This window comes from Magnetococcus sp. PR-3, assembly GCF_036689865.1.
In the GTDB taxonomy this organism is placed as follows: Bacteria; Pseudomonadota; Magnetococcia; order Magnetococcales; family Magnetococcaceae; genus Magnetococcus.
In genome coordinates, this window is record NZ_JBAHUQ010000003.1 from 23,377 (window position 1) to 36,445 (window position 13,069).

8 protein-coding genes are annotated in these 13,069 nt (G+C 49.1%); 5 read left to right on the plus strand and 3 right to left on the minus strand.

Annotated elements, in window-relative coordinates:
* Window positions 1–61 precede the first annotated feature (61 nt).
* On the plus strand, window positions 62–355 hold the full coding sequence (locus tag V5T57_RS03115) for a hypothetical protein (RefSeq protein ID WP_332889696.1): 294 nt from the start codon (window positions 62–64) through the stop codon (window positions 353–355).
* 577 nt (window positions 356–932) lie between these two features.
* On the plus strand, window positions 933–3,695 hold the full coding sequence (locus V5T57_RS03120) for a PAS domain-containing hybrid sensor histidine kinase/response regulator (RefSeq protein ID WP_332889697.1): 2,763 nt from the start codon (window positions 933–935) through the stop codon (window positions 3,693–3,695).
* Between the two features lie 82 nt (window positions 3,696–3,777).
* On the opposite strand, the gene V5T57_RS03125 is transcribed toward V5T57_RS03120, so the two are convergent.
* Window positions 3,778–5,055, minus strand: coding sequence for an LbtU family siderophore porin (locus V5T57_RS03125; protein WP_332889698.1), 1,278 nt, complete (start codon window positions 5,053–5,055; stop codon window positions 3,778–3,780).
* Window positions 5,056–5,260: 205 nt separating this feature from the next.
* On the opposite strand from V5T57_RS03125, the gene V5T57_RS03130 reads away from it, so the two are divergent.
* From V5T57_RS03130 to V5T57_RS03140, 3 genes are all read left to right on the plus strand, one after another.
* Window positions 5,261–8,578: an intermembrane phospholipid transport protein YdbH family protein gene (locus V5T57_RS03130; protein WP_332889699.1), complete on the plus strand. Its 3,318-nt coding sequence runs from the start codon at window positions 5,261–5,263 to the stop codon at window positions 8,576–8,578.
* A gap of 139 nt (window positions 8,579–8,717) precedes the next feature.
* Window positions 8,718–8,906, plus strand: a complete 189-nt coding sequence (locus tag V5T57_RS03135) for a YnbE family lipoprotein (RefSeq protein ID WP_332889700.1) — start codon at window positions 8,718–8,720, stop codon at window positions 8,904–8,906.
* A 27-nt stretch (window positions 8,907–8,933) separates the two neighbouring features.
* Window positions 8,934–9,275 (plus strand): YdbL family probable chaperone protein, encoded by a 342-nt coding sequence (locus V5T57_RS03140; RefSeq protein ID WP_332889701.1) that lies wholly within the window; start codon window positions 8,934–8,936, stop codon window positions 9,273–9,275.
* A 2-nt stretch (window positions 9,276–9,277) separates the two neighbouring features.
* On the opposite strand, the gene V5T57_RS03145 is transcribed toward V5T57_RS03140, so the two are convergent.
* Window positions 9,278–11,947, minus strand: coding sequence for an ATP-binding protein (locus V5T57_RS03145; protein WP_332889702.1), 2,670 nt, complete (start codon window positions 11,945–11,947; stop codon window positions 9,278–9,280).
* Complete coding sequence (locus V5T57_RS03150) at window positions 11,928–12,953, minus strand: amino acid ABC transporter substrate-binding protein (protein ID WP_332889703.1); 1,026 nt, start codon at window positions 12,951–12,953, stop codon at window positions 11,928–11,930. The genes V5T57_RS03145 and V5T57_RS03150 overlap by 20 nt, the downstream gene beginning before the upstream one ends.
* Between the last annotated feature and the right edge of the window lie 116 nt (window positions 12,954–13,069).

The following is a 13,069-nucleotide window of genomic DNA, read 5'->3' on the forward strand; positions in this document are numbered from 1 at the left end:
TAAACTCAACCCATAACAATCTAAATGCCCAGTAAACTGGGCCACGGGCGGAGGCGTTCAAATGGATGGATATGCGGTGATACATGAAGGACACCGAGTTCTTGGTGCGGGTCAAACCCAGGATGAGGCACTGGCCATGGCCAGAACTCAAACCGATGAACCCCTGGGCGATCACCTTAAACATCGTACTTTTGAAGCGGTTTATGATGAGTTCTATCTACTCCCTGCCACTGAAGGACTGATGAAGGCGGTGATAGAACACAAAGAACCCAAACACTTTAAAGTCAGACAATTTGGACTGGGCTGGATTGTGGATCTACCCGGTGCCAAAGAGGATCATGATGAAGAAGAGTAACGGCTTCTGAAGCATACAATCCATGATGTTATAATCCACACCATGGATTGATTGCGTCATGCACATATAAGATATGGTTTCTCCTAGTTTATGGTCACACGCCTCACAGGTGTGACCATTTTCTTTTATCCAGAATAATCTACGACCCAATGGGTTTACCCCACTTGCATAGGGTGGTGTGGATAAATCTTTTTCACATACTTATTTTGCACTCGCTTACCTGTGTTTAAAAGCTCACCCCTTACCACTAAGCAACCATGGATTGGGTATCTCTTTTCAAGCGTCCTATGCTGTAAAACCTACCCCACCTTTTAGCGCTATTGGACCACTTAACAGCTGCAACGGTCATTCAATACACAGTAGCGACCGACCACCAAAAGAGAGCACGGGGTCAATGCTTATTTACAAAAGAGTTGATCTCAAACAACCACAACATCTGCAGATATTTATACGTTAAGGGTACAATGGTTTCGTTTGCTTGATTTTAGGCACACTGTCTCCGATCTATTTCACCCCACGGTTTGGATCTTTTTTTAAAGGGTTCCTATCCGGTTAGTCGTTCTTCTTTGAGGTTGCCATGGCACATACCTCACACAGCACAGACGCCCCTTTTCGTACCCTGGTTGAGAGCTCCAGCCAAGCGATCTGTGTACATGTCATGCTTAAGCCGATCTATGTAAACCACGCTTTTGTACAGCTATTTGGGTTTGCTTCAGTGGAAGCTGTGCTGGCCATGGACTCTATTGAACCCTATATCTCCAGTGAAGATCGACCTCGCCTTAATGGCTACTTGGCCGCCCGTATGCGAGGGGATGACGCCCCCACCGATTATGATTTCCGTGCCCGTCACCAGGATGGTTCAACCCTGTTTTTACGCAACCATGCTTTTCGGCTTATGTGGGATGATGCCGATGCTGTTGCCTTTATGTTGTCCGACGAAACCCACCGCCGCTATGCCGAACAGGCGATGCAAGCCAGTGAACGTAAACTACGTGAAGTGTTGGATAATGCCCCGATTGGCTATTGGCTTATCCACCCCACCCAACGCTTTACCATGGATACCAACCTGGCCCTAAATGAGATGCTTGGCTACAGCGCCGACGAAATGCTGGGCAAAACTCCCATGGATTTTGTGGATGAAGAAAATGCACAAATCTTTAGGGAACAGACCGCCCAAATTACCACCCGCAAACATCGCAGTTATGCCATCTCTTTACGCTGTAAAAATGGACAACAAGTCCCCTGTCATTTCCATGCAACCACGCTGAACAATACCCATGGGGAGGCCGTTGCCTCTTTTGCTTTTATCATTGATCAGACCCAACATGTCCAGCGAGAGGCCAAGCTTAAACAGTCTGAAAACCGCTTCCGTGCCATGTTTGAGCAAAGCCCCCTACCCATGGTTATTGCTCAATCGTATGGTCGTTTATCCACTGGTAATCTGGCATGGGAGAGCTTATGGGGTATCTCTGTGAATGAGCTAGATGAGATGGCCTACAACGTATTGTCGGATAAAGAGCTGGTTAAACATGGGCACCAAGCATTACTGGCCCGAGCTTTTGAGGGGGAGGTCGTCAGCTTGCCGGCCATCTGTTATGACCCCAATACAGAAAGTCAGGGTAGAGCTGGTCGCAAAGAACCCATTTGGGTCCGGGTCTTTGCCTACCCCATTGTTGATGAATTTAAAAACGTTCTTGAAGTCATTCTGATCCAGGAGGATATGACCGAACAGAAGCATAATGAGCAGGCTCTGGCCCAGTTTCATCAACAAATTGAGCAGACCAATGCCAAACTTGAAAGTCTGTTACAAGCGATCCCAGACATGGTCTTTTTCAAAGATCCGCAAGGGCGCATTATCTATGTGAACCGGGCTTATGAAGAAGCTTTGGATCTTAAACGAGAAACCATTTTGGGATTAAAGGATGACCAAATCCTGGAACCCCAATGGGCACAATCTTCCCTGGAAAGTGATCTCCAGGCCTTAGCCTGTAAAGAACCTGTTCGTTTACGGCAAACCTATACCACACAAGGTGGCCAAACCCACTTTGTTGAAACAACCAAGGTTGCTATTCGGGATGAACACAGTCACCCGGTAGGGTTGGTGGGTATTGTTCATGATGTCACACAGAGCCAAAAAACACTGATGGCGTTGGAAGAAGCCCGTAAAAAGGCAGAGTCAGCCAGCCGTGCCAAAACAGATTTTTTAGCCATTATGAGCCATGAAATCCGTACCCCCATGAATGCCATTATGGGGATGGCTGAGCTTCTTCGGGATGGTGGGGTAGAGCCACAAGAACGTGAACATTATGTGGTTATTCTTAAACGCAATGCCGATGGATTACTGGCCATTATTGATGACATTCTCAATATTTCTAAGGTAGAAGCAGGCCGTATTGAGCTGGAGAAAATTCCTTTTGATCTGGAAGACCTGGTGGAGAATGTGGTGGCCACCATGCGTACACTGGTTCGTGAAAAGGGCCTGACCTTAAACTGGCAGGTTACGCATGGCTTAAATACCCACCGCCTGGGTGATCCAACCCGTCTTCGTCAAGTCTTGATCAACCTTATGGGTAACGCGGTTAAGTTTACGGAATATGGCTCTATTGACCTTCACATTTCAGAAGTTGTCCCACACACCATTGAAGTGACCATTACCGATACGGGTGTCGGTATTGAGCCGGATAAACTGGCCCATATTTTTGAACCCTTTACCCAGGCAGATGATGCGGTAACCCGCAAGCATGGTGGCACCGGTTTGGGCCTGGCCTTGTGTCGTTCCTTAGTAGAGCTGATGCAAGGTGAGATCACTGTGACCAGCACCCCCATGCAAGGGAGCTGTTTCCGGTTTACCATTGAACTACCCTCAACCAAGATCGATACCCCAACCACCCCAGCGCCACAGGACATGCCCAAGTTAACGCAACAACAGTTGCGCAACCGCTTTAATGAGCCCGCGCGTATTCTGGTTGTTGAAGATTCGGAAGATAATATTGCCCTGCTGCGGGCTTTTTTGAAAAACAGTGGTGTATTACTGGAGATCGCCAACCATGGTGGAGAGGCCATTGCACAGGTCTGTGACCGTGAAGGCCCACCCTTTGATCTCATTTTTATGGATGTTCAAATGCCCTTTATGGATGGCTACACCGCAACCCGTGCCATACGCGCATGGGAGCAGGAGACCCAGCACACGCCAACCCCCATTGTGGCGCTTACCGCACACGCCTTGAAAGAAGATGAGGCCAAAAGCTTGGCGGCGGGGTGTACGGCACATCTCACCAAACCCATTCGTAAGCAGGTGTTGTTAGAGACCATTCAATGCTACTTACTACAAAAACAGTAATCGCTTGCCCATAAACAGGGCTGTCCCATCTCTGCCCTAGCCTTATCATACCGCCGCACAGAGATGGGACATACCCATACTCTTAGAAACTCACCTTCAAACGTAAGGTAGCGGTATCGGCATCGTTACCACTGCCCCCTTCGGTGGCTTCATAATCAAAGTCCCGACTCCACTCCATCTGTACCGTGGTATTGTCGATCACATCAACATTGGCGTGTAACGCTAAACGGCGGGAAACCAAACCCACCGCTTTAGAGGCATCACTACCACTGTATGAAATGGCAAAATTGGTCTGCTTATCCAAAATGGGCATACTATAGGAGATCTCACCATGCCAGGCAGAAGGGCGTAAATTGGTATTGTTCCAGTCGGTATCGGTGGTACTACTGGCGATGGGATCCAACAACTGCACATACTCACCCAAGAAGGTTAGATTACGCCACGTGACCGACGCATTAACACCCCATGCCGAGCTGTAATCCGCCATATCTGTCATAGAGTCAATGGCTGAGATCGCCGTACTAATGCCCCCTGAGTTCTCTACACTGTTCACAAAATGTAGACCCATAGAAGCCGTATAGGTTTTACCCGTGTGGCTATACCCGACATTGCCACCAAACTGATCGATGGCGTTGGTATCACCATTTTTCTGGGAATCCCCATTAAACAGGTAGAAATCAGCGGTAAATCCACGCATTTCAAAATTAACCACCGCTGCGGTATCCCCAATTTCACCCAGCTCTTTGGTCAAAGGGTCAGCAATGGCGCTACTGGCATAACTACCAAAGGGTAGTGTCATTTTACCCATGGTTAAGGTTACAGGAAATTTATCCATGTTCCCCACCGTGACAGTCGCCGTATCGACATTAAAGGCGGTGGAGCCATCATGCTCATAGGTGAGTGCGGTCGAGGTGGTGACCCACTCATTGATCTTGGTATCAATATCCAACTCTACCAAGCGCACTTTGACGTTGCTGCCATCTTCAAGCTTGCTGATCCCGGAGCTACCGTTGTTCTCTGTCGTACTGGCTTGAACCCGTACCTGACCACCAATGGTAATACGGTCCGTCCACTTATCGGCGGTAGCTGTTGAACCGGATGAGGTACTCTGCTTGCTGGACTGCTCAACAGCTTTAACCTGGACCTTGGTTTGACCCAGTTGCTTTTTAAGCACATCCAACTGCATCTGTTGATGGTCCATAGTCTCCTGATGTTGACGCTGTAACTGTTCCATCTGCCGTTGCTGCTGCAGGATAATGTTCCACATCTCTTCACGACTGGGTAAATTGCCTGCCTGAGCTGGTACAGCCAGAGTTGCCGCTAAAGTTGCTGTTGCCAATACCGTCATTTTTTGAGACATGGTTACTTTCCTTCACCAACATATTGGTTTTTGAACAAGGTTTACACTTGCAGAAGGTCCCATTTATCAAAATCGGTCAAATATGACAAAACCTGAATCACATTTCTGCACGTTTCATCATTTACACCAGGGACAATGGCTTTCCATGCCAAATTTCATGCATACTTAACACAACTGCTTCTGGTGTGTGACTGAGGGAAATGCCGTGACCTTGAAATCTATTGGCAAAATCGGCTTTACAACCTTATTGAGCCTAGGGATCGTACTCTCTAGCCTAGTGATCTGGCGGTTACCCCTGCTTAATTGGGTACTCCCACAGATTCTTCACGCCCAAGGGTTGCCACCTTTGACTCTGGTCATCCATCAACTTGATCTTAACCAGCTGGTTTTAGGCCCTGGGGGGGATCCATCTGGACAAGTGACGTGGCAGCAACTGCAGGTGGTCTATACCCCTGAGCAGCTGATTAAGGGCAAGATAACCGCACTGCGCCTACAAGGGTTACGCGCCCAAGTTGAACAAAAAACCGATGGCACACTGCACCTACCCCTTGCCCTGCCCCCACAAAAACCCACGGCTAACGCCACAACGAGCGACTCGAAACCTATTCACATCCCCTCACTCCCCCTCGATCAAGTGGTGCTTGAGGATGCTCAGTTGGAAGTAAAAACACCCTATGGTGTTTTTACCCCCCACATAGAAGGTCTGTTAGAGAACCGTTTAAGTCATCTTCATGGGCATATACAGGTTCATATGGCAGGGCTTGATCTGAATGTACGCGCAGCGGTTACAACCCAAACACCCTATACGTTGGAGCTGAAGTCAGACCTGAAACTACAGCAGTTTCAAGCACCTTTACCTGGTCATTATCACGGTACCCAACTCACGGGTTTGGTGGATCTACAGTTGGATGGTCCACTACAAGCTATGCTGGACCAACACCGCTGGCCGCGTATGAAGTTGGAACACCATGTACGGGTAGCACACAGCGATCATCCGGGGTATATGCTGCTTAAGGGCGAAACTCAACTTAAAGGGGACCCCCAAGGAACCTTAGCACTCAACGGCACCCTTGGTGGTGCCGCACTGCAAGGTTGGCTCAAAGGTGACATGCCCATTCCCACGCAAACCCAGATTAGTGGACGTCATGCATACCAGCTCTCCACAACGTTGCAGGCACTTAAAACAGAGACCCTTCAACCCAGTGGCTGGAGCCATATTGGTGTTAAGTTAACCCACCCTCAGCGGGGAGACATCAAGCTAGCGGGTACGATGGTGCAACCTGCAGGAGAACAGGTCTATACCCTGCAGGGCCATTTAACCCTCAATCAGTTTAAAGCCTGGCCAGATCTACTCCCACCCCTCGCCCATACCCAACTGGATGGTAAGGTACCGTTTACTATAGCGGGGATCTCGCTGACGAACCGACACCGCTACCCAAAGATCACCCTTAAACCTGATCTGTTATTGACCCCATTACGAGGGGGTGCGCCCCAAGGGAAACTCCAAGCAACCCTGCAGGCTGAACCTTATCAAAAAGGGCTTAAAGGGCGGATCCAACAACCCTTTGTCTTAACAGCCCAAGCCCCCCTACCCAAGGCTTGGCAACCCCTAAGCCAACAGCTAGGGGCCGATGGACAAAGGGCAACCCTCAGCAGTCACCTATCCCACCCCTTACAGTTGATATGGGATGGAGACCAGACAGTAACCGCCTCTGGGGCTTTAAACAGCCAATTGTCACTCTCTGCAGGCCCAACACTTACGGCACAGCTACAAGGCCAACTTACCAGTGATCTATCCAACCCCCGGCAAGAGAGCCAGTTTCGTATTGATCAACTGACGCTCACTTCACCCAAACTTACCTGGCAAAAGCTCCATCTTAAACAGAGTCACATTAAGGTTCAGCTCTCCGGTCGTGCCAACGCCTACCAAGGGAGGCTTCTCTTAAAGAGCCAGGTGGAGGGTATGCTGCCCCCCCAGACGGTTATTCAACAGGGTAAGCTTGATCTTAATCTCGCCTTTAAAGGGAACGAGCATGCTGTAACGGCCAATGTGGAGAACTGTTTTAACATGGGGTATCACACCATCAAACCTGTGGGTGGGGTGGAAATGATTAATAAGGGTAACCAGCCACTTTGTATCCAGAGTGAACGCATCTATGCCAATTGGCAGCAAGCCACACAACCCCATTTGGCCCTTCAACTACAGCTCGCACCACATCGTATGGATATCGAGCTCACGTCTAAGAATGGGGAACCGCAACGGGTGCAAATGCGAACCCCTATGGTAACCCAACGACTTACGGGCCATGCCCAACAGTGGCAGAGTCATACCACCTTAAAAGGGGGGCGCTTTAAGCTGAAGGGGGCTGATCTTATTGTGCGTGACCTGGACCTTACCCTCCAAGCAGCGCAGAACCATGGCAAGCTTAATGCCCAGGGTGAAGTCAGCCATATCACACTACGCCCCATGGCATCTACCGGGGAGATTGCCCCTTTTCACTATGGCGGCCAGCTTCTACTGGCAGACAACGCCTTCACCTTGGATGGTCAATTGAGTGACCTTAAAGGGCTTTTTGCTGTCGATCTGCTGGTCAAACATGATCTACAAAATGGTGAAGGTGTGGCTTCCATTCAAATGGACCCTGTTTTTATTCAACAAAAAGGGACCCAACCCCAGGACCTTTTCCGCATGTTACGGGGTCAAATAGAGTCTGTTGAGGGCGAGGTTGAACTATCGGGCCATCTTAATTGGGGTGCGGCTGAGGATTCTGCTTTTGCCCTGCGTTTAAATGGCTTGGGCTTACAAACCACCCCCGCACGTATTGAAGGGCTCGACCTGGAACTCGACCTGTCCAGTCTACGCCCCCCTCAAAGTCGCCATGCCCAACGGTTGCATATCGATCTCTTGGATATTGGCATACCGGTACGCAATATTGAGGCAGACCTCCATCTACAGCGCGACGGTATTGCACAGCTACAACAGATGACCATTCCTTTTGCCGGTGGATGGATCAAAGCACATGATGCCACCTTTGATCTAAAATCGGCCCGTCATGATCTATTGTTGGAAGTAGAGGATGTCGATCTTTCAGCCATTGCCGGATTGGTCAAACTACCAGGCCTTAAAGCCACCGGTCTTTTACAAGGTCGTTTACCTGTTAAGATGGTTGGTGGACGTATTTTTGTGGAGCAAGCCACGCTCTTTACCAAAGGTCGTGGCATGATCTCCAACAAAACCGTGGCGGCTGCAACGCTTAAGGCGGGGGGTGCCCAACCAAGCTTGGTCGCCAAAGCGATGGAAAATCTTCAATATGAACGGCTGAAAGTTACCTTAGACGGCGATCTGGCTGGAGATTTGAATGTACGTATGGAGGCTGTAGGTAAAAACCCAGATCTTTATAAAGGCCACCCTTTGGTGCTTAACTTCTCAGTACAAGGGGCATTGGGGGATCTGATCAGTAAAGAGCTGGAGGGCTTTGATATCCCAGGTATGTTGCAAAGAGAAGGTATTTTAAAACATTAAAAGGGGTCGTCTCTCTGCTTAGATGACCATGTTTTGTGCTATCTCATGATCTGATGCTTGAATAGACTGCAACAACACGCCAAACTAAGACCACCCAAAAGTAACTACTGGATAAAGCACCCTTACGAAGGAGCTGACCATGCGATCCCACCTCCTACTCACCGCGCTGCCAATTGCCCTGCTCCTGGGTTGTTCACCGCGGGTGTCGGTAGAAGCACCGGATAAACCGATTACCATTAATTTGAATGTAAAGATTGAACATGAAGTGCGGATTAAAGTGGAAAAAGATGTGGATGCCCTGCTTGAACAGAGCGGTGACCTGTTCTAACCACCCGCCAGCTTAGGAGCTATGACCATGAAGTTACATCTGTACCTGCGCCGGATTGTTCCATTCCTTATGGCCATGATGTTGGCCACAACCCTGCACGCCAGCCCGCTTAATGATGCCAAACAGGCTGGGTATCTTGGTGAAAAAGGGGATGGCTATGTGGGGTTGGTTAGCAACAACGCGCCCAGCAGTATCAAACAGCTGATGCAGGAGATTAACCTAAAACGCCGTGCCAAGTATCGTCAAATTGCGGGTAAAAATGGTACGTCTTTACGTTCCGTTGAAGGTATTGTCGGCCAAAAGTTGCTCGATCGCACCCCAAGAGGCACCTATATGCTCTCCCCTTCTGGCAGCTGGGTTAAAAAGTAGGGTTAGATCAGGCGTGCTTGTAAGGCCACCACACCTTGCTCTCCATACTCGGTCAGCTGATCGAGCATATGTCTTAAAGATTGGTTGGGTTCTGAGGCGGCACCATGTTGTAGCGTGCGTGCCGCCTTTTCCAACAGAGGCAAACCCATACTGGCGGATACTCCCGCCAAACGGTGGGCCTCTTCCTCCAATAAAGCCCGATCTTCTACCTCAAGAGCCGCTCGGAGCCCCTCAATGGTTTGTGCACTGTTCTGAATAAATGTCTTAAGCAGAAGCTCTCGTTTTTCACGGGGTAAACGCAGCAGTGTCTGTTCCAAAAAAGTGATGTTCAGTGACTCCATAGCTGCCATACTTTCTCTAGCCTCAGGTTGCACCACCGAAGCGGATTTGACCTGAGTATTTAAGTGTGTAATGACATAACGCAAGCGTTCCATATTGATCGGCTTGGTTAGAACTTCATTCATACCCGCTTCCTGGCATGCTTCCAGGCTCTCTTTAAGTACATCGGCTGTTAAGGCAATAATCGGCGTGGCATGGTTTGGCCCACCTTGGGCCTGGCGGATCTGCTTGGTGGCCTGTAAGCCATTCATAATGGGCATACGTAGGTCCATTAAGATCAAGTCATAGGTATGCTTTTGCGCCATTTCAAAAGCTTCCTGACCATTGTTGGCACAGGTGACATGGTGGCCCTCTTCTTTTAGCAGACCGGTCGCCACATCCTGATTAATGGCATCATCTTCTGCCAACAACAGCCGTAATCCCTGCATTTCACCCGTGCGTAAATGGGGAGGTTTAGGTTGGGGTAGTTGGTCTTCTTGCGCGTGAGTAACGGGCATTTCCAAGGTAAAAATGGAGCCTTTGGGGTGACGTTTTTGTGCGGAAAGCCTCCCCCCCATAGCCTCGGCCAGTTTGGTGCTAATAGCCAACCCCAAGCCTGTACCGCCAAACCGTCGGTTGATGCTCTCATCCATCTGTTTAAAGGGTTCAAACAGTTGGCTTATACGATCTTCCTCAATACCAATACCGGTATCGTGTACTGAAAAACGGAACCAAGGATCAGGCCCTATACGGTCCAAGAGGGTGACCTTTATAATCACTTCGCCTTGCTGGGTGAATTTAATGGCATTACTCAGCAGATTATTTAAAATCTGCCGAATCCGTGTGACATCACCCCGGCAGGCCATGGGCAGGTCATCCGCCAGCTGCAAATGGAGCTGTAAGCCTTTCTCTTCCGCACGGGAGAGCATGATGGCATAGACCTCTCGCAACATCCGTTGCGGATCAAATACGATCTCTTCCAACACCAGCTGTTCAGATTCAATTTTGGAAAAATCCAAAACATCATTCAGAATACCCAACAAGGATTGGGAGGCCTGTTCAATGACCTGAACCTTATGGGCAACATTGAGATCCAGATCCATATGGGTCAGTTGTTGGCTCATACCAATCACCCCATTCAACGGGGTGCGGATTTCATGGCTCATGGTCGCCAGGAAGATACCTTTGGCCCGATCCGCCTGTTGGGCTTGTTCCACGGCATGTTGCAGTGCTTGTTCGGCTTGGGCTCTTTTTTGAACAAACAGCTCAAACGCCTCTGCCATATGGCTGATCTCATCTGAACCTGAACCATCAATGGCCACTTGTTGTCCCTGGGCATGGGCAGCCATGGCATCATGCAGTGCGGCAAAACGCCCCAAGACACGATTGAACAGATAGCGCACCAGTAAAAATAGAATGACCATGGCTACCATAGTCACCAAAACCACGGTGACAATACTGGCGATCATCATACGTTGTTGCTTTTGCGCTTGTATCTGTACACGGTTACGGTAGGCGTTATAAAGGGACTGGGTTGTTTCTGCAAACTGTGTGATATACCGACGGTTCTGGCTTAATACACCCTGCCGTTGCTGTTCCAAATGTAGCCATTGTGGAATGAGCTTAAGGTAGTCTTCTACGTGGATTTGTAATTTTTGGAAGGTAGAACGCCACTGATCCTGCTGCTCGGAGAGTGATTCAGCTTTCTCAATAAGCACAGCCACACTTTTTAATACTTCATTTTTACGTTTTTCAAACAGCACTTCATGGCTGGCTTCTCCAGCCCATAATAGACTGCCCAACAGGGCGTTAAACGGTTCATGGTAGATCTTATGACCCTGCTGAGCATGTTCAAGATAGTTATGTAATTTTTTATGCTGCACGATAATCTGTTGAATACGCTGCTTTTTAACAGATTCTAAAGAGAGACTACGACGCTGTAAAATATAGAGCTGACGAATGGTATCACTAAAGGGCTGGTGTACCTGTTCAACCCGCTGTACCAACAACGCTTCACTTTTTTGATCATGCAGCTGCGTCAACAGCTGCTGGAACAGAACCAACCTGTTTTCCAGCAGTTCATTTTGACTTTCTAAACTCTGTTTATCGGTAATGGTCAGTAGGGTGTTGGATAGACGCCCAATGGCTTCACTTTGCCTGCTTAGATCCATGGCAATAAGCAGTTGGGCATTATGCTGTTGCCAAGTTTGATTAAAGTCTTGTCTAAACTTCAGCAAAGCTGCCAGGGATATCCCACTCAGCAAGAGAAACAGTATAACCAACAGACCCATGGACCGCTTTAGACGGTGGGCTATGGTCGGCTGAGCCGAGCCATTATCGGAAAGGAGGGGCATAAAAAAGTCCCCCACGGGACCAAGGACGGTTCAGCAATCTGGGCATCTTCATATCAGACCGTGTGCCCAGGTGGCGGGCAAACAGTTCACCATAGTGCCCAACGGTGGTGATCGCCCGCCGCGCCCAGCCACGGCTTAAACCAACAAACTGCCCTGGATCCTCTTCTGAACCAAGCAATCGCTGAACTTCAGGATCATTCAAACGGGTATCATCGGAAGTGAGTTTGGCGGTGGATATCCCTTTTTCATCCGCCACCATCAGTGCATGCACCACCATACGCACAACCCGGATCCAGTTTTCATCATCCGCTCGAACCATGGGTGCCAACGGTTCCCGCGACAGGGTTTGGGGGAAGAGGATATAATCTTCAGGATGACTGGATGCATCTTTAATATTGGCTGTGAGCGCAATGCGATCATCGGTGATCAAGTCACAGCGGTTTTCCAAAAATGCGTTAATAATTCCCTGCTGCTTTAAAGGCAGATAGGTAAAACTAAGGCCATGTCGCTGGGCATAATCTTGTAGATTGGCGTGGGATGTACTACTAGGCTCAACACAAACGGTGGCTTGATTGGCTTGTGCCAGCTGTCGCCAACCGGTGTTCTTGCGGGTGGCAACGGCTTGTCCATCATACAGATAGACCGCGGGAAAACGTACCTTGTGGGCATACTCCCGAGAGTGGGTCCATGTGGTGTTGGACATCACCACATCCACCTTTTTCCGGGCTAGGGCTTCAAAGCGTGTAGCCGGGGTAACCTCAATAAAATGTACCGCCCGCCCATCACCGATAACCGCTGCAGAGAGTGCTCGGCACCAATCGGCAAAAAAACCATGCCATTGGCCATCCGTACCTTGCTGGGAGAAGGCAGGGTTACCAGGAATAACCCCACAGTTTAAGACGCCACGCAAACGCACCTGTTCCAGTGTGGCTGATCCTTGACCCGCCATAACCGAAGTGGTCGACAGTACCAGTAAAAAGGCACTGATAATCAATCGGCACCACATAACTTGGAACCCCGCTTTGTCAAAAACCAATACCAACAGATTGGTCATTAAACCCAAATGTTAACTATGCACAGCATATCAGATTTATACCTTTGAGAACATAATGCTCTTAAAAT